Origin of the sequence: Streptomyces sp. NPDC048523 (genome assembly GCF_043199815.1) — a bacterium.
Taxonomy (GTDB): domain Bacteria; phylum Actinomycetota; class Actinomycetes; order Streptomycetales; family Streptomycetaceae; genus Streptomyces.
In genome coordinates this window covers 232,220-253,752 of record NZ_JBICWQ010000009.1, presented here as the reverse complement: position 1 = coordinate 253,752, position 21,533 = coordinate 232,220, and the positions used below count along the sequence as shown (strand labels likewise).

General features: G+C 69.6%; 18 protein-coding genes. 7 read left to right on the top strand and 11 right to left on the bottom strand.

The window, feature by feature from the left end; genetic code table 11:
* Positions 1-158: 158 nt before the first annotated feature.
* The 3 genes from ACGFWE_RS36680 to thyX form a co-directional block, all read right to left on the bottom strand.
* Complete coding sequence (locus ACGFWE_RS36680) at positions 159-1,844, bottom strand: ribonuclease J (RefSeq protein ID WP_352389562.1); 1,686 nt, start codon at positions 1,842-1,844, stop codon at positions 159-161.
* 154 nt (positions 1,845-1,998) lie between these two features.
* On the bottom strand, positions 1,999-2,898 hold the full coding sequence (gene dapA / locus ACGFWE_RS36675) for a 4-hydroxy-tetrahydrodipicolinate synthase (RefSeq protein WP_352389561.1): 900 nt from the start codon (positions 2,896-2,898) through the stop codon (positions 1,999-2,001).
* 212 nt (positions 2,899-3,110) lie between these two features.
* Positions 3,111-3,851 (bottom strand): FAD-dependent thymidylate synthase, encoded by a 741-nt coding sequence (gene thyX, locus ACGFWE_RS36670; RefSeq protein ID WP_352389560.1) that lies wholly within the window; start codon positions 3,849-3,851, stop codon positions 3,111-3,113.
* A 178-nt stretch (positions 3,852-4,029) separates the two neighbouring features.
* On the opposite strand from thyX, the gene ACGFWE_RS36665 reads away from it, so the two are divergent.
* Together ACGFWE_RS36665 and ACGFWE_RS36660 are read left to right on the top strand one after the other, a co-directional pair.
* Positions 4,030-4,269, top strand: coding sequence for a hypothetical protein (locus ACGFWE_RS36665; RefSeq protein WP_352389568.1), 240 nt, complete (start codon positions 4,030-4,032; stop codon positions 4,267-4,269).
* Between the two features lie 91 nt (positions 4,270-4,360).
* Positions 4,361-4,915 (top strand): hypothetical protein, encoded by a 555-nt coding sequence (locus ACGFWE_RS36660; RefSeq protein ID WP_352389559.1) that lies wholly within the window; start codon positions 4,361-4,363, stop codon positions 4,913-4,915.
* Between the two features lie 70 nt (positions 4,916-4,985).
* Here the strand turns inward: ACGFWE_RS36660 and ACGFWE_RS36655 are convergent, their stop codons facing one another.
* The 6 genes from ACGFWE_RS36655 to eccD all read right to left on the bottom strand — a co-directional run bounded on the left by ACGFWE_RS36655 (position 4,986) and on the right by eccD (position 12,191).
* Positions 4,986-5,441 carry a hypothetical protein gene (locus ACGFWE_RS36655; protein ID WP_393604470.1) on the bottom strand — a complete coding sequence of 152 codons (456 nt, stop codon included), beginning with the start codon at positions 5,439-5,441 and terminating at the stop codon, positions 4,986-4,988.
* Positions 5,441-6,193 (bottom strand): 4-hydroxy-tetrahydrodipicolinate reductase, encoded by a 753-nt coding sequence (gene dapB, locus ACGFWE_RS36650; RefSeq protein ID WP_352389557.1) that lies wholly within the window; start codon positions 6,191-6,193, stop codon positions 5,441-5,443. Before dapB ends, ACGFWE_RS36655 begins: the two co-directional genes overlap by 1 nt.
* 58 nt (positions 6,194-6,251) lie before the next feature.
* Entirely contained in the window at positions 6,252-7,631 is a 1,380-nt protein-coding gene (locus tag ACGFWE_RS36645; protein ID WP_393604468.1) for a M16 family metallopeptidase, read from the bottom strand.
* The gene (locus ACGFWE_RS36640) at positions 7,628-9,874 is read right to left on the bottom strand and encodes a polyribonucleotide nucleotidyltransferase (RefSeq protein ID WP_352389555.1); all 2,247 of its coding nucleotides are present in this window, start codon (positions 9,872-9,874) and stop codon (positions 7,628-7,630) included. Before ACGFWE_RS36640 ends, ACGFWE_RS36645 begins: the two co-directional genes overlap by 4 nt.
* A 312-nt stretch (positions 9,875-10,186) precedes the next feature.
* Positions 10,187-10,474, bottom strand: coding sequence for a 30S ribosomal protein S15 (rpsO, locus tag ACGFWE_RS36635; protein WP_030945091.1), 288 nt, complete (start codon positions 10,472-10,474; stop codon positions 10,187-10,189).
* Positions 10,475-10,727: 253 nt separating this feature from the next.
* Positions 10,728-12,191, bottom strand: a complete 1,464-nt coding sequence (gene eccD, locus ACGFWE_RS36630) for a type VII secretion integral membrane protein EccD (protein WP_352389554.1) — start codon at positions 12,189-12,191, stop codon at positions 10,728-10,730.
* Between the two features lie 262 nt (positions 12,192-12,453).
* Here eccD and eccCa point away from each other — a divergent pair, with 262 nt between their 5' ends.
* From eccCa to ACGFWE_RS36605, 5 genes are all read left to right on the top strand, one after another.
* Positions 12,454-16,392 (top strand): type VII secretion protein EccCa, encoded by a 3,939-nt coding sequence (gene eccCa, locus ACGFWE_RS36625; protein WP_352389553.1) that lies wholly within the window; start codon positions 12,454-12,456, stop codon positions 16,390-16,392.
* 88 nt (positions 16,393-16,480) lie between these two features.
* Positions 16,481-16,792: a type VII secretion target gene (locus ACGFWE_RS36620; protein ID WP_352389552.1), complete on the top strand. Its 312-nt coding sequence runs from the start codon at positions 16,481-16,483 to the stop codon at positions 16,790-16,792.
* Complete coding sequence (locus ACGFWE_RS36615; RefSeq protein ID WP_393604464.1) at positions 16,789-18,093, top strand: hypothetical protein; 1,305 nt, start codon at positions 16,789-16,791, stop codon at positions 18,091-18,093. Before ACGFWE_RS36620 ends, ACGFWE_RS36615 begins: the two co-directional genes overlap by 4 nt.
* A 13-nt stretch (positions 18,094-18,106) precedes the next feature.
* On the top strand, positions 18,107-18,823 hold the full coding sequence (locus ACGFWE_RS36610; RefSeq protein WP_393604462.1) for a hypothetical protein: 717 nt from the start codon (positions 18,107-18,109) through the stop codon (positions 18,821-18,823).
* A gap of 20 nt (positions 18,824-18,843) precedes the next feature.
* Positions 18,844-19,446: a hypothetical protein gene (locus tag ACGFWE_RS36605; protein WP_393604460.1), complete on the top strand. Its 603-nt coding sequence runs from the start codon at positions 18,844-18,846 to the stop codon at positions 19,444-19,446.
* Positions 19,447-19,521: 75 nt separating this feature from the next.
* Here the strand turns inward: ACGFWE_RS36605 and ACGFWE_RS36600 are convergent, their stop codons facing one another.
* Entirely contained in the window at positions 19,522-20,391 is an 870-nt protein-coding gene (locus ACGFWE_RS36600; RefSeq protein ID WP_393604458.1) for a hypothetical protein, read from the bottom strand.
* 16 nt (positions 20,392-20,407) lie between these two features.
* Positions 20,408-21,529, bottom strand: a complete 1,122-nt coding sequence (locus ACGFWE_RS36595; protein ID WP_352389547.1) for a hypothetical protein — start codon at positions 21,527-21,529, stop codon at positions 20,408-20,410.
* Positions 21,530-21,533 lie beyond the last annotated feature (4 nt).

Here is a 21,533-nt window from a genome sequence, read left to right as displayed (position 1 = left end):
TCCGGCCCTACCCCCCCCCGCGCGGCCCCCCCCACCCAGAACCTCCGCTCGTGTCGGACCCGCCGGCCAGTGAACCGCGCGCGGGGGGGGGGGGGGCGCCCCGGCCCCCCCCCCCCCCCCCCGCTCCTGGTTCACTCGGACGAGTGTCCGACGGTCCGTCAGACCTCCACCACCACAGGGAGGATCATCGGCCTGCGGCGATACGTGTCGGAGACCCACTTGCCCAGGGTCCGCCGCACCAGCTGTTGCAGCTGGTGGGGTTCGACCACGCCGTCCTGCGCCGAACGCTCGAGCACCTCGGTGACCCTCGGGATCACGTCGGCGAAGGCCGAGTCCTCGATGCCGGAGCCGCGCGCCTGGATGTGCGGGCCGCCCGTGATCTTCCCGGTGGACGAGTCGACGACCAGGAAGACCGAGATGATGCCCTCGTCGCCGAGGATCTTGCGGTCCTTGAGAGCCGGCTCGCCGACATCGCCGACCGAGAGGCCGTCGACGTAGACGTAACCCGCCTGGACCTTGCCCGCGATCTTCGCCTTGCCCTCGACGAGGTCGACGACCACACCGTCCTCGGCGATGACGATGCGGTCGTGCGGGACGCCGGTCAGGGCGCCAAGCTCGGCGTTGGCGCGCAGGTGGCGCCATTCGCCGTGGACCGGCATCAGGTTCTTCGGCTTGCAGATGTTGTAGAAGTACAGGAGCTCGCCCGCGGACGCGTGGCCCGAGACGTGCACCTTGGCGTTGCCCTTGTGGACGACGTGGGCGCCCCAGCGGGTCAGGCCGTTGATGACCCGGTAGACCGCGTTCTCGTTCCCCGGGATCAGCGAGGACGCGAGGATGACCGTGTCGCCCTGGACGATCCGGATCTGGTGGTCGCGGTTCGCCATGCGGGACAGGGCTGCCATCGGTTCGCCCTGGGAGCCTGTGCAGACCAGGACCACCTCGTGGTCGGGGAGGTCGTCCAGGGTCTTGACGTCCACCACCAGGCCCGGCGGGACCTTCAGGTAGCCCAGGTCCCGCGCGATACCCATGTTGCGGACCATCGAGCGACCCACGAAGGCGACCCGGCGGCCGTACTCGTGCGCCGTGTCCAGGATCTGCTGGATGCGGTGGATGTGGCTGGCGAAGCTGGCCACGATGATCCGCTTGCGTGCGTTCCCGAAGACCGTGCGCAGGACATTGGAGATGTCCCGCTCGGGTGCCACGAAACCGGGGACCTCGGCGTTCGTGGAGTCGGAGAGAAGGAGGTCGATGCCTTCCTCGCTCAGACGTGCGAACGCGTGCAGGTCCGTGAGACGGCCGTCCAGCGGGAGCTGGTCCATCTTGAAGTCGCCCGTGTGGACGACCATGCCCGCCGGCGTGCGGATGGCGACGGCGAGGGCGTCCGGGATCGAGTGGTTGACGGCGATGAACTCGCAGTCGAAGGGCCCGATGCGCTCGCGGTGTCCCTCCGCCACCTCAAGGGTGTACGGGCGGATCCGGTGCTCCTGGAGCTTGGCCTCGATGAATGCCAGGGTCAGCTTGGAGCCGATCAGGGGGATGTCCGGCTTCTCCCGGAGGAGATAGGGGACAGCACCGATGTGGTCCTCGTGACCATGGGTGAGGACGATGCCCTCGATGTCGTCGAGGCGGTCCCTGATGGACGAGAAGTCCGGCAGGATCAGGTCGATGCCGGGCTGTTCCTCCTCCGGGAACAGCACCCCGCAGTCGACGATCAGCAGACGGCCGCCGTACTCGAAGACCGTCATGTTTCGGCCGATCTCGCCGAGACCGCCGAGTGGGGTGACCCGCAGGCCGCCCTCGGGAAGCGGCGGGGGCGGGGCCAGTTCAGGATGCGGATGACTCAAAAGACTCTCCTCAACCACGCACGCCACGTACCGGTGGGGCACGTGGCGCGCGTGACGTTCGTGCGTGTAGCAGTTGTCGTTGTGGTGCGGGCACCGGTGGCCCGCCTATTCAGTTGTTGAGTCTGGTTGCGCGCCGGGCGCGCGAAGTCTGGTGCTAGAGCTGTACCCCGCCGGCGGCAAGATCGATCTTGAGCTGCTCGATCTCTTCGGGCGAGAGCTCGACCATGGGGGCGCGCAGGGGCCCCGCGGGGAGCCCCTGGAGGCTGAGCGCCGCCTTGGTCGTCATCACGCCCTGGGTGCGGAACATACCCGTGTAGACGGGAAGCAGCTTCTGGTGGATCTCGGCGGCCTTCTGTACGTCACCCGAGGTGAACGCCTCGACCAGGGCGCGCAGGTCCGGGGTGACGACGTGGCCGACGACCGAGACGAAGCCGACCGCGCCCACGGAGAGCAGCGGCAGGTTCAGCATGTCGTCGCCGGAGTACCAGGCGAGGCCGGAGCGGGCGATGGCCCAGCTGGCGCGGCCCAGGTCGCCCTTGGCGTCCTTGTTGGCGACGATCCGCGGGTGCTCGGCGAGCCGGACCAGTGTCTCGGTGCTGATCGGGACACCGCTGCGGCCCGGGATGTCGTAGAGCATGACGGGCAGCTCGGCGGCGTCGGCGACGGCCTTGAAGTGCCGGTACAGGCCCTCCTGCGGGGGCTTGTTGTAGTACGGCGTCACGATCAGGAGGCCGTGTGCGCCCACCTCTTCGGCGGCCCGGGCCAGCTCGATGCTGTGGTGGGTGTCGTTGGTGCCGACGCCGGCGACGACGTGGGCGCGGTCGCCGACCGCCTCCAGTACGGCTCGTACCAGGTCCGATTTCTCCGCGTCACTGGTGGTGGGGGACTCGCCGGTGGTGCCGTTGATGATCAGGCCGTCGTTGCCTGCGTCCACCAGGTGGGTGGCGAGCCGCTGTGCGCCGTCGAGGTCGAGTGCGCCGTCCGCCGTGAAGGGCGTGACCATGGCGGTGAGGACCCGCCCGAAGGGGGTCTGCGGAGTGGAGGTCGGAGCCATGGGGAACACGCTACTCGTTGCTCAAGGCGGGGTCTGCCCTAGGGGGGACGGGAAAAGTCAGGACAAATGCGGAGCCCGGCACTGCCTGCTCGGGGGTTCAAGCAGTGCCGGGTCCGTTTGATCAGGCTAGATGAACTTCTCCAAATGCCGCAATACGGACACTTCGCGCGATGGGCCCGTACATCTGTGCCCCGCGGGTACGCAGGAGCCCGTTATGGCGCCACACGCCCGTTCGCATTGAAGGCGGCGTAGGTGAGCGGCATGAGCTTGGCCCACTCCGCCTCCATCTTCTCGCCGACCATCTCGATCTCCCGCTGCGGGAAGGACGGCACCTTCGCCTGTTCGTGCTGGGTGCGCAGACCGAGGAAGTGCATGAGCGAGCGGGCGTTGCAGGTGGCGTACATCGAGGAGAACAGGCCGACGGGCAGGACCGAACGGGCGATCTCGCGGGCGACGCCCTGCGCGAGCATCTCCTGGTAGGCGCGGTACGCCTGGCGGTACGACTCCTCCATGGCGCTTCCGACGGACGCGTGCTGCTCGGGGGTGCCCGCCACGAAGACGTACTTGCCGGGGCGACCCTGCTGGACGAGCTTGCGGTCGGGGCCGGGGACGTAGAAGACGGGCTGGAGCTCCCGGTAGCGGCCGGACTCCTCGTTGTACGACCAGCCCACGCGGTGCCGCATGAACTCGCGGAAGACGAGGATCGGGGCGCTGATGAAGAAGGTCATGGAGTTGTGCTCGAACGGGCTGCCGTGCCGGTCCCGCATGAGGTAGTTGATCAGCCCTTTGGAGCGCTCCGGGTCCTTGTTCAGCTCGTCCAGGGACTGCTCTCCGACGGTCGACACCCGGGCGGCGAACAGCACGTCGGAGTCGGCCGCGCTGTGCTTGACCAGTTCGACGGTGACGTCGTCGCGCAGCTCGATCTTGAAATCGTCGTCGGGGGTGGGGCTCACGGTTCGGGGGGTCCTTCCCAGCTCGTCGTATGGCGACGCCACTCTACGGCGCCCCAAACGGGACTTTCACTGGCGTGACCGAGTTAAGTCGGTGAAAACGGGCACCTTTTGCGGATACCACTCGTCTGTCCAGACAGCAGCGATTCGTTCGATCCCCGAAGGGAGAAGTACCCCCATGCTGTTGCGTCGGCGCGAACCCGTTCCGTTCGCCTTTCTCGCCGAAGCCGACAGGTTCCGCAGCAATGTCGCTCCTCCGCCCCGTGAGCGGGTGTCCGCCGGTGAGATGGCCGGGCGCTGGCTGATGGGAGTCACCATCGTGGCCGGGCTCGTGGGCTCTCTGGTTCTCGGGATGCCGGCACTGTCACAGGATCAGGCCCCCGCGCAGACACAGCAGTCCCAGGCCTCCCAGGGACACTGACTCGGACGGGCCCCCGCAGGTGGCCCGTGGGGACACCGGCGGATAACCTCACCGGGCACAGCCCACCGCTTGGATCGAGTGAGGACCCGCCGTGCCCCTGCCCTTCCTGACGGCCGACCGCGTATTCGAGGCGCCGGACGACGCCGCGCTGCCGTTCGACAACCGTGACCGCTGGCGGCGCCCCTACCGGCCCGGTCCGTGGCGGGTGGGCGTGGCGGCGCTTCTTCTCCTGCTCGCCTCGTACGTGTTGTTCGCCGCGGTGATCATCGCGCTGACCGACTCACCGACCGAGGCCGCGGTGGTGCTCGGCATCGCGGTGCTCGTCATCATGGGCGCGCTGCGGCTGCTGCGCATGGGCGTGTGGGTGAGTGCCCGCGGAGTGCGACGGGTGGGCTTCCTGTTCACTCGTACGGTGTCCTGGGAGCAGGTCGTGGCCGTGCGGACGGCTCAGCAGCCGGTGCGCTGGCTCGGACTGCCGCGCACGGTGCAGGGGCAGGCCCTGACCCTCGTACGGCAGGGGCGGGGGCCGGAGGATCTGCCGCCGCTGCTGACCACGCACAACGCGGACTTCCTCGCGCGCGGCCAGGCGTTCGACCGGGCCGCGGACGCGGTGGAGGCCTGGGCGGCGGAGCACGCCCGGGGCTGACCCGGGCGGGTGGACACGAAGAAGGGGGCCGGTCCGCATCAGGACCGGCCCCCTTCGACGTGCCGGGACCTCAGAGCTGCTGGACGGGCCTGCCGTCGTGCAGTGCTATCGCGCGCTGCATGGCTTTGCGGGCCCGTGGGGTGTCGCGGGCGTCGTGATAGGCCACGGCGAGGCGGAACCAGCTGCGCCAGTCGTCGGGAGCCGCCTCGGTCTCGGCCCTGCGCTTGGCGAAGACCTCGTCGGCCGAGTCGCGGTCGATCCGGCCGCCGGGTGTGCGCTTGAGCTCGTCGACGGGCAGGCCGCCTTCGGCGTCGAGCTCGGCGGCGAGCGCGTTGGCCCGGCGGACGAACTGGGTGCTCTTCCACAGGAACCACAGGCCGATCACCGGCAGGACCAGCACGGCTACGCCGAACGTGACCGTGACGAGGGTGCCGGACTGGATCAGCATGACGCCGCGGCTGCCGACCAGGACGAAATAGAAGACGAGAACGGCGGCCGTGACGGCGTAGGACAGCTTGGCGCGCATCAGCCCAGGTCCAGGAAGTTCTCCAGGCCGAAGGTCAGGCCCGGGGTCGTGACCACTCGGCGCGCGCCGAGCAGGATGCCCGGCATGAAGCTGCTGTGGTGGAGGGAGTCGTGGCGGACCGTCAGGGTCTCGCCCTCGCCGCCGAGCAGGACCTCCTGGTGGGCGAGGAGGCCGCGCAGGCGGACGGCGTGGACGGGGATCCCGTCGACGTCCGCGCCGCGTGCCCCCTCCAGGGCCGTCTCGGTGGCGTCCGGTGCCGGGGCCGTGCCCGCCGCGCGCCGGGCCTCGGCGATGAGCTGGGCCGTGCGGGTGGCGGTGCCGGACGGGGCGTCGACCTTCTTGGGGTGGTGCAGCTCGACGACCTCGACGGACTCGAAGTACGGCGCGGCGATCTGCGCGAACTTCATGGTGAGGACGGCGCCGATGGAGAAGTTGGGAGCGATGAGCACGCCCGTCTCCGGGGACCTGGCGAGCCAGCCGTTCAGCTGCGCGAGGCGCTCGTCGGTCCAGCCCGTCGTACCGACGACGGCGTGGATGCCGTGGCCGACGCAGTACTCGAGGTTGTCCATCACCGAGGCCGGCGTGGTCAGTTCGACGGCGACCTGGGCGCCGGACTCGGCCAGGGTCTCCAGCTTGTCGCCCCGGCCCAGGGCGGCCACCAGCTCCATGTCCTCGGCGGCTTCGACGGCCTTGACCGCCTCGGCGCCGATGCGGCCCTTCGCTCCGAGGACCGCCACGCGCAGCTTGCTCATCTTCTTGCTTCCTTAACCGAAACAGCCGAAAAACCGAAACAGCCGAAACGAACGGGGATCAGGCCACGGCCTCGTGCAGTCGGGCCGCCTGCTTGTCCTTCAGCGGGCCGATGACCGACAGCGACGGGCGCCGTCCCAGGATCTCGCGGGCGACCGCGCGCACGTCGTCCGGGGTGACCGACGCGATGCGGGTCAGCATGTCGTCGACGGACATCTGCTCGCCCCAGCACAGCTCGCTCTTGCCGATGCGGTTCATCAGCGCGCCGGTGTCCTCCAGGCCCAGGACCGTGGAGCCCCTCAACTGGCCGATGGCGCGGCCGATCTCGTCGTCCGAGAGGCCGTGTTCGGCGACCTGGTCGAGTTCGTCGCGGCAGATCTTCAGTACGTCGTGGACCTGCGAGGGCCGGCAGCCGGCGTACACGCCGAACAGGCCGCAGTCGGCGAAGCCGGAGGTGTACGAGTAGACGCTGTACGCCAGTCCGCGCTTCTCCCTGACCTCCTGGAAGAGGCGGGACGACATGCCGCCGCCGAGCGCGGTGTTCAGCACGCCGAGGGCCCAGCGGCGCTCGTCGGTGCGGGCGAGGCCGGGCATGCCGAGGACGACGTGGGCCTGCTCGGTCTTGCGGCCGATCAGCTCGACGCGGCCCGCGGTGCGCAGGGCGCGCCTGCCGTCGCGGGGCGCGATGGGCGTGGCGTCGGGGCTCTTGAGGGCGCCGGACTTCTCGAAGGCGGCGCGGACCTGTCGTACGACCTTGTCGTGGTCGACGTTGCCCGCGGCCGCGACCACGAGGTGCGTCGGGTCGTAGTGCTTCTTGTAGAAGCGGCGGATGCGGTCGGCGGTCAGGGCGTTGACGGTGTCGACCGTGCCGAGGACCGGGCGGCCGAGAGGGTTGTCGCCGAACATGGTGTGCGCGAACAGGTCGTGCACACAGTCGCCCGGGTCGTCCTCGGTCATCGCGATCTCCTCGAGGATCGCGCCCCGCTCGACGTTGACGTCCTCTTCGAGGATGAGGGAGCCCGTGAGCATGTCACAGACCACGTCGATGGCGAGCGGCAGGTCGGCGTCGAGCACGCGCGCGTAGTAGCACGTGTACTCCTTCGCCGTGAACGCGTTCATCTCGCCGCCGACCGCGTCGATGGCGGAGGAGATGTCCAGGGCGCTGCGCTTCGCGGTGCCCTTGAAGAGGAGGTGCTCCAGGTAGTGCGTGGCGCCGTTCAGTGACGGCGTCTCGTCGCGGGAGCCGACGTGCGCCCAGATGCCGAAGGTCGCGGAGCGGACCGAGGGGAGGGTCTCGGTGACGATGCGCAGGCCACCGGGGAGGGTGGTCTTGCGGACGGTGCCGATGCCGTTCTCGCCCTTGATCAGGGTTTGGGTACGGGCGACGGCCCGCGCCTCCGAAGAGGTGCGGGCCGTCGCCTTGGAGCTACGGGACGTCACTGGTCGGCGTCGTCCTTCTTCTCGTCCGAGGAGCCCGCGGCGGAGCCGCTATTGGACTCAGCCTCGCCCTCGATCACGGGGATCAGGGAGAGCTTGCCGCGGGAGTCGATCTCGGCGATCTCGACCTGGACCTTGGCGCCCACGCCGAGCACGTCCTCGACGTTCTCGACGCGCTTGCCGCCGGCCAGCTTGCGGATCTGCGAGATGTGCAGCAGACCGTCCTTGCCGGGGAGCAGCGAGACGAACGCACCGAAGGTGGTGGTCTTGACGACCGTACCCAGGTAGCGCTCGCCGACCTCCGGCATGGTCGGGTTGGCGATCTGGTTGATCGTGGCGCGGGCGGCTTCGGCCTGCGAGCCGACCTGGGCACCGATGTAGATGGTGCCGTCGTCCTCGATCGTGATCTCGGCGCCGGTGTCCTCCTGGATCTGGTTGATCATCTTGCCCTTGGGGCCGATGACCTCACCGATCTTGTCCACGGGGATCTTGACGGTGATGATCCGCGGGGCGTTCGGGGACATCTCGTCCGGCGTGTCGATCGCTTCCATCATCACGTCGAGGATGTGGAGGCGGGCGTCACGGGCCTGCTTGAGAGCGGCGGCCAGGACGGAGGCGGGGATGCCGTCCAGCTTGGTGTCGAGCTGGAGGGCGGTGACGAACTCCTTGGTGCCGGCGACCTTGAAGTCCATGTCGCCGAAGGCGTCCTCCGCACCGAGGATGTCGGTGAGGGCGACGTAGTGCGTCTCGCCGTTGATCTCCTGGGAGATCAGGCCCATGGCGATACCGGCGACGGGGGCCTTCAGCGGCACACCGGCGTTCAGCAGCGACATGGTGGAGGCGCAGACCGAGCCCATGGACGTCGAGCCGTTGGAGCCGAGGGCCTCGGACACCTGACGGATCGCGTAGGGGAACTCCTCGCGCGTCGGCAGGACCGGCACGATGGCGCGCTCGGCGAGCGCTCCGTGGCCGATCTCGCGGCGCTTCGGGGAGCCGACACGGCCGGTCTCGCCGACGGAGTACGGCGGGAAGTTGTAGTTGTGCATGTAGCGCTTGCGGGTCACCGGGGAGAGGGTGTCCAGCTGCTGCTCCATGCGGAGCATGTTGAGGGTGGTGACGCCCAGGATCTGGGTCTCGCCACGCTCGAACAGCGCGGAACCGTGCACGCGCGGGATGGCCTCGACCTCGGCGGCGAGCGTACGGATGTCCGTCAGCCCACGCCCGTCGATGCGCGTCTTCTCCTTGATCACGCGCTCGCGGACCAGCTGCTTGGTGAGCGAGCGGTACGCGGCGGAGATCTCCTTCTCGCGGCCCTCGAACTCCGGGAGCAGCTTCTCGGCGGCCAGACCCTTGACGCGGTCCAGCTCGGCCTCGCGCTCCTGCTTGCCGGCGATGGTCAGCGCGGAGGCGAGCTCCGGCTTGACGGCGGCGGCCAGCGCCTCCAGGACGTCGTCCTGGTAGTCGAGGAAGATCGGGAACTCGCCGGTGGGCTTGGCGGCCTTCGAGGCGAGGTCGGCCTGGGCCTTGCAGAGCACCTTGATGAAGGGCTTCGCGGCTTCCAGACCGGCGGCGACGACGTCCTCGGTCGGGGCCTCGGCGCCGCCCTTGACCAGCTGGATGGTCTTCTCGGTGGCCTCGGCCTCGACCATCATGATCGCGACGTCGCCGTCCTCCAGGGTGCGGCCCGCGACGACCATGTCGAAGACGGCGTCCTCGAGCTCGGAGTGCGTCGGGAAGGCCACCCACTGGCCGTTGATCAGCGCGACGCGGACGCCGCCGATCGGGCCGGAGAAGGGCAGGCCGGCCAGCTGGGTGGACGCGGAGGCGGCGTTGATCGCCACGACGTCGTACAGGTGGTCGGGGTTGAGCGCCATGATCGTGGCGACGACCTGGATCTCGTTGCGCAGGCCCTTCTTGAAGGAGGGGCGCAGCGGGCGGTCGATCAGCCGGCAGGTGAGGATGGCGTCCTCGGAGGGACGGCCCTCACGGCGGAAGAAGCTGCCGGGGATCTTGCCGGCGGCGTACATCCGCTCCTCGACGTCCACCGTCAGGGGGAAGAAGTCGAGCTGGTCCTTGGGGTTCTTGGAGGCGGTGGTGGCCGACAGCACCATGGTGTCGTCGTCCAGGTACGCCACGGCGGAGCCGGCGGCCTGCTTGGCCAGGCGGCCCGTCTCGAAGCGGATGGTGCGGGTGCCGAAGGTGCCGTTGTCGATGACGGCCTCGGCGTAGTGGGTCTCGTTCTCCACTATTGGTTTCTCCGTTACTTTTCGTCTGCGTTCGTCTTTTGTCCCGATCCGCCCGTGTGGCGGGGGGACGTGCGCGGAGAAGCGCTCCATCTGGTGCGGGCCGGTCTTCGATCGAAGCACCCGGGTTTGCAAGGCCCGGGGGCCACTACCGAGGACCGGCGGCGGCGAGGTGCACTTCTCCTCGTGATACTGCGTTGTGCTACCACACTACAAAGTGGGTGTGACACTGCGCACGTTTCCGTACGTACGGTGCGCACGTACGGCAAAGGGAGCGGCCCCCGATCGTTTCGGGAACCGCTCCCCCACGGCGTTCTACTTGGCGCCCGCCGCACCGCGGCGGATGCCGAGGCGGTCGACCAGCGCACGGAAGCGCTGGATGTCCTTCTTCGCCAGGTACTGGAGAAGGCGACGGCGCTGACCGACCAGGATCAGCAGACCACGACGGGAGTGGTGGTCGTGCTTGTGGGTCTTGAGGTGCTCGGTCAGGTCCGAGATCCGGCGCGAGAGCATCGCGACCTGGACCTCGGGGGAGCCGGTGTCGCCCTCCTTCTGGCCGAACTCGGTGATGATCTGCTTCTTCGTAGCGGCGTCGAGCGACACGCGTACTCCTCGTAGTCTCTTGGGTAGCCACCGAGTGCCCCTGGTCCACTTCTCAGGGGAGCTTCCGTTACTCGGGAGGCGGGGTCCGCTGGGCGCGGCCTCCAGAGCGGTGAGCTCCGAGGGTGCGTACACAAACGGCCATCAGCCAGGGTATCAGCCCGGCGGCAGTGCCCCGGCCCACGCCGGCGTCGTACTCATGACGCGGCGGCTGCCACCCACGTGGGTGACAGCCGCCGTGACGGGTGCGGGAGCGTCAGCTGGTCATACCGCGCGCCGCCGCGTACAGGTCGAGGACCGCGAGGCAGAGCGGGACGAGGGAGAGGAGCACCGCGCCCTCGCTCAGGTCGAGCATCCGGCCCCAGAACGGGGTGACGCCCTTGCGCGGCACGATCAGGGCGACGGCCACCAGCAGCGTGGCACCCAGGGCGACCGCGGCGGCGAGCCAGACGGTACGGATGTCCAGCGGAACGCTGTTGTGGTTGTAGACGAGCTCTTCGATGACGTCGGTCGGCGGGTTCAGGGCGAGGCCGAGCACCAGCAGGCTGACGGTGACGACGCCCGAGACCATCAGGGTCACGACCTGGGACGTGTACAGGAAGAGCCGGGCCCGCATCAGCAGGGACAGGCCGGCCGCCAGCGACAGCAGCTGGGCCCAGCCGCTGGTGGAGAAGCCGAGCACCACACCGGCGGAGGCGACACCGCCGATCGCGCAGCCGCCGACGAGGCCGAGCAGCAGTTCGTGACCGCGGCGGGCCTGGTCGGTGATGAGCTGGTAGTCGACCGGCTCCTGCTCCTGCTGGTCCTCGGCGCGGCCGCGCTTGGCGATCTGGTCGGGCGAGCGGAAGCCGATGGGCAGCCGGGAGAAGCGGGCGGACCAGCCGGGCAGGAAGCCGATGACGGCGACCATGACCACGGCGGTGACGGCGGCGGTCTCGCGCGGCTCGGCCTCGGTGACGATCGCGGTGAAGGTGGCGAGCACGCCGACGCCGGAGGCGAACGCGACGGCGATGAAGGGCGCGTCGCTCTGGGGCAGCATCAGCACCAGCAGCACCGAGGCGACGAGGACCACGGCGAAGGCGATGAGGAGCTGCAGCCGTCCGGGCCCCTCACCCGCGTCGAGGCCCATGATGCCCGAGCCGCCCACCAGCAGGTGCGGCAGCGAGGCGATACCGAGGGCCACGGCCGCGTGGTGGTCGTCGTAGACCCGCGCGCGTACGGCCGCGAGGGCGACCAGGACGATGCCGGTGACGCCGGCGATGACGCCCGGCAGACCGTTCATGTCGTGGCGCAGCGGCTCCGAGAACCACAGCGCCAGCGCCATCATGGTCAGCAGCAGCGCGCCTGCGGTCAGGCCGATGACGCGCATCATGCCGTCGTTCCAGCTGCGCCGGTCGGCCTCGACGGCGGCGGCCACGGCGTCGACGACGTCGTCGAAGACGGCGGGCGGCAGCGAGTCCGCGAACGGGCGCAGAAGCAGCAATTCGCCATCGCGTATCTGCTGTTCGGAGAGCGAGCGGCCGTCGTCGAGGACGGAGCCGTCCCTGCGTACGAGGTTGTACCCGGTGGGAGCGGCCTCTTCGGGAGTCTGTCCCGACAGCCGCAGGATCTCCGGGTAGACGTCAGAGAGCGGCACGTCCTCGGGAAGTGCCACATCGATCCGGCTGTTCGGTGCCGCCACCGTGACCCGGCAGAATCCGGTTGCTGAAACCGTACTCACCTGACGGTTCCCCCTAGTCCAGTACTCGGTGATTCGTCGCGGTTTGCCAGGGCGATTCCCGCTCCGCGCTTGGTTTGGAGCGTCACCCTACCGTCCTCTTGCGGCATCTCCTCATCCCCTATCGGCTCAACGGCCCCGCAGAACAGTAGGATCAACGCCCGACTCATGAGTGGGCTGAGCCCCATGGGTCGACGAACGTTACGGGGGCCGTCACGACGGGGGCGGTTTCGACATTGCGACTGCGTGAAGGACTGGTGGATCGGTGAGCGTTGTCATCGTCAAGCGCCCGCCGCGGGTTTACCCGCCGGAGGTGCCGAGTGAGGAGGTCAAGCTCGAGTCCCCTCCCGAACTCCCTCGTACCGAGGACGACAGCCTGCTGATGAATCTGCTGCCCATGCTGGGCATGGGGTCGTCGGCGGCGTTCTTCTTCATGCCCGGTGCCCAGGGCTTCATGAAGATCATGGGCATGATGATGATGGCGTCCACGGTCGCCATGCTGGTCGCCCAGATAGTGCGGGCGCGCAAGGGACCGTCCGGTCAGATGGCCGAGGCCCGCCGCGACTACCTCAAGTACCTGGCGCAGAAGCGCCGTGAGGTGCGGCGCACGGTGCACAAGCAGCGTGACGCGCAGTACTACCTGCACCCGGCGCCCGAGCAGCTGTGGGCGCTGGTCGCCGAGGGCTCGCGGCTGTGGGAACGCCGGTCCACGGACCCGGACTTCGCGCAGGTGCGCATCGGCCTCGGCCCGCAGCAGCTGGCGACGCCGCTGGTCGCCCCCGACACCGCGCCGGTGGACGAGCTGGAGCCGCTGACCGCCCACGCGATGCAGCAGTTCATCGCGAGCTACGGCACGCTGGGCGACCTCCCGCTGGCGATCGGGCTGCGCTCCTTCTACCACGTGACGATCTCCGGCGACGCCGAGACGGTCTACGGCCAGACCCGGTCCGTGGTCGGCCAGTTGGCCTCGCTGCACTCGCCCGAGGACGTGGTGATCGCGGTCGTGGCCTCGCCGGGCGCGGCGGTGGACTGGGAGTGGACCAAGTGGCTGCCGCACATGCAGCACAAGGAGTCCGACGGTGCCGGCAGCCGCCGTCTGCTCTGCTTCGACCTCGGCGAGCTGGAGGAGATGATCGCCCACCAGCTGGAGGGCCGTCCCCGCTGGAGCCGGGACGGTTCGCCGGTCCTCGACCAGCCGCACGTGGTCGTCGTCCTCGACGGCGGCGGGGTGCCCGCGGACTCGGTGCTCGCCTCGGCGGAGGGCCTGCAGGGCGTGACCATCCTCGAGGTGGTGCCCGGTGAACTCGACGAGGCGCGCGGCTCGTTGTCGGTGCGGGTGTGGCCCGAGGCCATGGAGCTGGAGGCGGGCACGGGTGTCTTCACCGGTGTCCCCGACGTGCTGTCGCAGGCGCAGGCCGAGTCGCTGGGCCGGCAGCTCGCGCCGCTGCGTCTGGGTGCCGCCGACGCGGACGAACCGCTGCTGGCGAACCTGGACTTCACCGACCTCATGCAGATCGGTGACGCGGCGAGCGTGGACGTCTCGCGCACCTGGCGGCCGCGCACACTGCACGAGCGGCTGCGGGTGCCGATCGGTCTCGGCGAGAGCGGCGACCCGGTCATGCTGGACCTCAAGGAGGCCTCGCAGGAGGGCATGGGCCCGCACGGCCTGTGCGTCGGCGCCACCGGTTCCGGAAAGTCGGAGCTGCTGCGCACCCTGGTCCTCGGCCTCGCGGTGACCCACTCCTCCGAGACGCTCAACTTCGTCCTCGCGGACTTCAAGGGTGGTGCCACCTTCACCGGCATGGGCGCCATGCCGCACGTCTCCGCGGTCATCACCAACCTGGCCGACGAACTCACCCTCGTCGACCGCATGCGCGACTCCATCACCGGTGAGCTGACCCGCCGCCAGGAGCTGCTGCGGACGGCCGGCAACTACGCCAACATCACCGACTACGAGAAGGCGCGCGCCGCCGGTGCCGCGCTCGACCCGCTGCCCTCGCTCGTCCTGATCATCGACGAGTTCAGCGAACTCCTCGCCGCCAAGCCGGACTTCATCGAGATGTTCATCCAGATCGGCCGGATCGGCCGTTCGCTGGGTGTGCACATGCTGCTCGCCTCGCAGCGTCTGGAGGAGGGCAAGCTGCGCGGCCTCGACACCTTCCTGTCGTACCGCATCGGTCTGCGCACCTTCTCGGCGGCCGAGTCCCGTACGGCGATCGGCGTGCCCGACGCCTACCACCTGCCGAACGTGCCCGGCGCGGGCATCCTCAAGTACGACACCGAGACGATGGTGCAGTTCAAGGCCGCGTACGTGTCGGGCACCTACCGGCCGAACGGGCCGATGGCGCAGGGCGGCGGGCGGATCGACCGCTCCCCCGTGCTGTTCACCGCGGCGCCGGTGCCGGTGCGCATCCTCACCGAGCCGGAGCCGGAGACCCGCACCACCCAGGTCGACGACGCGCTCGCCGACACCGTCCTCGACGTCATCGTCAGCCGCCTGGACGGTCAGGGTCCGCCCGCCCACCAGGTGTGGCTGCCGCCGCTGGACGAGCCGTTCAGCCTCGACCAGGTGCTGCCGGCCCTCAACATCAGCCCGGAGCGCGGTCTGCACGCCGAGGGATACCACCTGCAGAGCAAGCTGGCCGTGCCGGTCGGCCTGGTCGACAAGCCCTTCGAGCAGCGCCGTGACGTGATGTACGCGGACCTGTCGGGCAGCGCCGGTCACGCGCTGATCGTGGGCGGTCCGCAGTCCGGCAAGTCGACGCTCGTGCGCACCATGATCACGTCGTTCGCGCTCACCCACACCCCGGCCGAAGTGCAGTTCTACGCCCTCGACTTCGGCGGTGGCGGCATGCTCGCGCTGGAGAACCTGGCCCACATGGGCGGCGCGGCCTCCCGTCTGGACCAGGAGAAGGTGCGTCGTACGGTCGCGGAGGTGCACGGCATCCTGGGCGCCCGTGAGGAGTTCTTCCGCTCCAAGAGCATCGACTCCATGAACACCTTCCGCTCCCGCCGGGCGCAGGGGCACTACCCCGACCAGCAGTGGGGTGATGTCTTCCTGATCATCGACGGCTGGGCGACGTTCAAGAACGACTACGAGATGCTCGACCCGGTCATCGCGGACATCGCGACCCGTGGTCTCGGTTTCGGCATCCACCTGATCATCACCGCGACCCGGTACACCGAGATGCGGCCCGCGCTGCGCGACCAGATCCTCAGCCGGCTCGAACTGCGGCTCGGTGACGCGATGGAGTCGGAGTTCGACCGCAAGCGGGCCGAGAACGTGCCGATGGGCAAGCCCGGCCGCGGTCTGTCCCCGGACAAGCTGGACTACCTCGCCGCCACGCCCCGGATCGACGGGTCGACGCAGGTGGAGGACCTCGCCGACGGCATGGCGAACCTCGTGCAGAGCGTCAACAGCGCCTGGCAGGGCCCTACGGCCCCCAAGGTGCGGATGCTGCCGACGATGCTGCCCGCGTCCGAGCTGCCCGGCGGCGGCGACTTCGGCAGCCGCGGTATCGCGGTCGGTGTCGACGAGCTCACCCTCTCGCCGGTCTTCGTGGACTTCGAGACCGACCCGCTGTTCGTCATCTACGGCGAGAGCGAGTCCGGCAAGTCCTCGCTGCTGCGGTTCATGGCCAAGCAGATCTCGGAGCGGTACCAGCCCAACAAGGCGCTGTTCGTGGTCTCGGACTTCCGGCGCGCGCTGCTCGGCCAGATGCCCGAGAGCCACATGTACAAGTATTGCGCCTCGGGTCCGCAGCTCCAGGAGGTCATGGAGTCGCTGGCCGGCTCGATGAGCCGCCGGATGCCGGGCCCGGACGTGACGCCGGACCAGCTGCGCAACCGCTCCTGGTACAACGAGCCGGACGCGTTCATCTTCATCGACGACTACGACCTCGTCGCCTCGTCGATGGGCAACCCGATGTCGGTGCTCCTGGAGTACCTGCCGTTCGCGCGTGACCTGGGTCTGCGCATCATCCTGGCCCGCACCACGTCGGGTGCCTCGCGCTCCTCCTTCGAGCCGGTCCTCACCCGCATCAAGGAGCTCGGCGCGCAGGGCATCGTGCTGTCCGGCGATCCGTCGGAGGGCCCGGTGTTCAACAACATCAAGGCCGCCCCGATGCCTCAGGGCCGCGGCCAGTTCATCTCACGCCGGTCGAGCGGGCAGCTCGTCCAGACGGGATACCTGCCGGAGAGCTGAGCCTGGTCGGTGGAGGGGCGGGCCGCCGTGTCTGGGGCCCGCCCCTCCGTGTTGTTGTGAAGAAACCTGTCGAACGGGGAGAGAGATCGTGACGGACTTTTTCAAGACCGACACCGCCGAACTGGGGCGTTTCAGAAAGACGTTGGAGGACGCGAAGGCCGAGTTGGACAACGTCCGCAAGTGGATGCAGGAGGTGTCCGCGGAGGGCATCGGCACCCAGGAGCTGGACGCCGCCTGTGCCGAGTTCCACGAGCACTGGAAGTACGGCTCCGAGCAGCTCGCGGAGCTGACCGGGAAGTTCGCGGACAGTGTGGGCCAGAGCAAGGCCAACTACGACGAGGTCGACCACGCTCTCGAAGAGGGCTTCCGCAAGGCGGCGGCACAGGGAGGCGCGAAGTGACGGCGAACTCGTATCCCTCCCTGGGCTTCGACCCGGCGCCCGGCAGCGTCTCGGTCGTGTCGGAGCTGACGACACGGCTCCAGAAGTCGGCGCAGACCATCTCCGACGCCCACAAGATGATCGAGAACCTGCGTTCGGGCGGCGACTGGGAGGGGGACGCGGCGGTCGCCTTCCGCGAGCAGCTCGACGGGGCCCTGCCGACGAACCTGAAGAACGCCCACTCCTCCATCACCAGGGCTGCCACCGCGCTGGCCGACTGGCAGCAGGCGCTCGACGGCTACCAGCAGCGGGCGCGGGCCCTCGACGGCGACGCGAAGGACGCGAAGGGGAAGATCGACACCGCGGAGGGCCAGGAGAAGACTGCCTCCGGGAACCCCGATCTCAAGCTCGCGGGCAAGACGTTCACGGACGACGCCGAGCTGAAGAACGCGCAGGCGCGCCTGGACCGGGCGACCGAGGAGCTCACCAAGGCGCGGGAAGCGGTGACCAACGCCAGGACCGCCTACAACGACGTCATCAGGAAGGCACAGGAGCTTCAGGAGGAGCACGGCACGGACGCCCGCGGCAAGGCGCGCGTCCTGCGGGACTCCACGGACAAGCTGGCGCCCGAGGAACCGAACTGGTTCGAGAAGGCCATGGACTGGGTGGGCGACAACCTCACCGACATCCTCGGCACGATCGCGGCCATCGCGGGCCTCGCGGCGCTCTTCTTCGCGGTGCCGGTCGGCCCCATCCTCCTGCTGGTCGCGGCGGCGGCGAGCGCGGCGACGCTGATCAGCCGGTTGTCCAATCCGGTGGTGCGCGCATCGCTCAAAGACGGGTTCACCAAAGGGGAGTTCGACGCCGACTTCTGGAGCAACGCGGTGGGCGTGGTCGGCGACACCCTCGGCATGGTGCCGGGCGTCGGCGCCGTCGCACGCGGGGTCAACGGTGCCGCGCGGTCGGCGAGCGCCGGTGCGGAGGCACTCACCCTGGGCGAGAAGCTGAGCAGTGCGGGCGACAAGACCTGGCTGGCCGCGCAGCGCATCCATGGCGCCGAGAACCCGTTGACCACCTGGCTGGTGAAGGGCGCTGCAGACCCGTCCTCGGCGGCGAAGATCATCGACGTCTCGGTCTCCGGCGCCGGAGCGCTCACCGGGACGTACGGCGTGGCCAAGAACCTGTGGGACGAGATCAAGAACCCTGCCGCGGAGAACGCGGCGACCGGGGCGGACGGTGTCCGGGCCGGCAGTTTCGACGGGGCCGGCCATGGTGCCACCGCCCTGAAGACGCTGAAGATCCTGTTCGGCGCGACGCACTGAAGGAGTGGAACTCATGACCGACGACGCGGACGAGTTCGAGTACGCCATCGACCAGTCGGCCATGGAGCGTGGCTGCGACCTGTGGTTCGCGCTCGCGCCCGGCTATGTGGAGGTCCCCTTCCACGACCTCTTCGCCGACCCGACCTCTCCGGAGGGCGCGCGGGTGGTCGAGGCCGTCGAGTCGCTCCTCGAACTGGTCCCTCAGGAGCAGCAGGCCGGCTTCTTGGAGCAGCTCGCCCAGGCCAGGGCCCTCACTTCGGAGATGCGGCGGGAAGGCGTGGTGAGCTTCGCCATCGGCGCCCACGAGGGGGACGACGGCGCCATGCTGGAGTCGGTCGTCATGCTCGCCCGTCGCGAAATTACCTGGACCCCGCCGAAGCTGGCGGCGGCGCAGGCGGCGACCGCGCGCACGAACGCGCTGCCGGTCGCCGTGGCGGACCTGCCCTGCGGGCCCGGCGCGTTCACCGAGTCACTGGTGCAGCTGCCGGCGGAGGCCGACTCCCGGCAGCGTTCCCTGTACGAGGCGACCGCGTACCTGCCCTTCCCGGACGGGCGGAACCTCGCGGTCCTCACGCTGACGACGACGGCTGTCGACGCTCGCGAGAACTACCGTGACATCCACCGTGCCATGGCGGAGATGGTGAGCTTCGACAACCCGCTCCCCGAGGAGTTCAGGGCCCGGATTCCCGAGTCCGAGGTCGAGGCGTCCGTGCGCGCGGTCTTCGGCTGATCCCGATGGAGTCAAACGCAGTGGACGTTCCCCTCACGAAGACGGCTTACGAGGACCAGGCGACCCGGCGGGCCTGGCGCCTCACGGCCGCGTTCCGGCTCAGTGGCTTCCTGCTCTCGCTCGGGTCCTTCGTGGCCTGGCTGTACGCGGTGCTCCTGACGCCTGTGTGGACTCTCTGGGTCCTCTTCCCGACCCTGTTCGTGCTGATCTACCTGGCCATGCTGAATACGGCGAGACTCCTGGGCATCCGGTCACTGCGCCGGGTCCTGCGGGTCTATCCCTGGCAGTCGGTGCCAGGGGCCGCCTCGATCGCGAAGAACGGCACCACCCGTTTCTCCTTCACGGACCCCGAACTCCCGGACAAGACCGTCTCCCTCGGCTACGGCAGCTTCCTGGGCAGCGGTTACACGTTCTGGGTCCGGAAGGTCAGGTCGGGCGAGGTCGGCGAGGTGTGGTTCGCGGGCGACCCGCGTTTCCTGGGCGTCGTCGCCGTACCAGGACCGCGACGGCTGTTCGGAGTGGCCCAGCGCACGGCGGTGGACGAGCGGATGTCGGCCCGCAAACGCGGTGTCAGCGCCGAGGCGCGGGAGCGGGCCAAGGCGGCGGGGGCCCGGGTCGGTTGATGGGCTGAGCGGTTGCGGGTACGGCGGTGGCGGCGCCCGGGGAGGGTGCCGCCACCGCCGTATGCGTGCTGCCTGTCAGAGCCGCGTGTCCAGGAGCTTGCGCAGTGGTGGGGAGAGTTCCTGTACGGGCGCACCGGCCGCCTGGGCGCTGGTCAGTTCGTCGAGGTAGAGGCGGGCCTGGCGGGACAGTTCCCTCTGGCGTCTGCCGAGGCGGTGGCCGGACACCCACGTCCAGATGCCGAGGCCGACGAGCAGTACGGCCGCGTACGCCGCGGGCAGGTCCTTGACCACGGCGTAGCCCACGCCGACGGCTCCGGCGACGACGAGGATCCAGCCCGCCTCGTCGTGCCAGCCTCCGTGGTCGGCGATCCGCTCGTACTCCTCGACCTCGGCCGGCTTGGGCGGCGGCACGACGGAGGTGGTCCGGGCACCGCTGGACAGCCCCCCGGCCGGCGCGGCGTACGACGGCAGCGGGGCCACGTCGAGTTGACCACCGCCGCGGCCCGTCAGCCACGCGGGCACGTAGGTCACGGGCGCGCCGTGCGCCAGCGCCGCCGCGAGGACATGCCGGTACCCCTCCAGGAAGGGGTGGCGGAGCCGCCGCCTGCCCTGGAGGTTGACCAGTACGAAAGCGGCCAGCGCCAGGACCAGTACGGCGGCCGGGGGTGCCACGGCGACGGCCATGTCGTCCGGCTTGCGGGAGGCGGCCCACACCAGCCAGACGATGCCGACGGCGGTCGCCAGGGAGCCGGCCCAGACGAGCCCTCCGCGCGCGACCCGGCGCAGGGAGGCCTCGTGTTCGGCGAGGGTTTGTCCGACCGTCTCGTCGTCGAAGTAGTCGTAGCCGTACGTGCTGCCGAAGTCCCGTACGGCGGCGGCGAGTCGGGGGTCCGCCGACAGCGTGCGGGCGCCGATCGGCAGAAGGTGGCCGGGGTTCTCGTTCATGCTGGAACCGCCTCCGCTATCCGAACACGGAGTCGCCCGGACCGCGCACCGTGCGGGTGCACGGGGCGACGACCTCGACGACGAGCCGCTGCCGACCATGGATCAGTGTGACGTTGACGCGGTGGCCCGAGCCGCTGTCCGCGGCCAGGGACACGCTCTCCCCCGGTGCCCCCGCCAGCTTGAGCCAGCCCTGACCCTGGAAGACCGCGTCCAACCGGCCGACTGCGGCGGCGAGTTGCTCGTCCGGGACGCCGTCGATCTGCCAGCGATGGCGGGCCGTGCACACCGTTGTCAGGCCCTTGGACCAGCAGTCGGCGCAGGTCACCGAGGTCACCGCGTTGCCCTCGTCCATCCTGCCCCGCACACCGAGGCCGTCCAGGACCCGGCTGGAGAAGGAGTAGAGCTCCTGGACCATGGCCGGTTCGGGCGTCACGTCCGGGACCGGCTGGGCCTGGGAGAGCGCGGCCTCCATCGCGGCCTGCTCCTCCGTCGCCCAGTCCAGGGTCCGCACGATCGTCGCGAAGAGCTCCGAGTAGAAGTCCCAGTCCTCCATGCACGGCGTGGAGAGTTCGAACGCCAGCAGGTCCGCGTTGTTGGGCAGCGGGATGTAGACCTGTATCTGTCCGCGCGGCACTTCCAGGGGCTCGCCGGTGGGAGAGGCCTCGGCGGCCAGGGTGAAGGGGGCCTGGCCGATCCGTACGACGGCCCGGGCGTCGCCCTTGCCGGAGGGCAGGGTGCTGATGCGGACGTCGTCGTCGGGGTAGGCCCGCTGGAGGCCGGTGAGGGCCTCGGAGAGCACGTCCTCGGCGGTGATGTCGTGCAGCGGCATCCGGTACACGGCGACGGTGGCGGTGCTGGGGCGGCCGTCGAAGTCCAGGTTGCAGAAGCCCGCGTACACCGCTCCCGCGTCCCGCAGGTCGTCGAGGAGGCCGGCGTAGGTGACGAACATACGGAACCGGTCCTGGTCCGTGCCGCCCGGCAGGACCTTCTGGACCGTCGCGTAGAGCTGCTCGCCCGCCTCGTCGACGTCGTCCGTCCCCAGGGGGAGTTCGTGGAAGAACGGTGGGACCACCCATCCCACGTGGAGCCCTGGCTTCTCCGCCTCCGTGGCCGGGGCGGCGGTGGTGAGTTCGGTCATGACG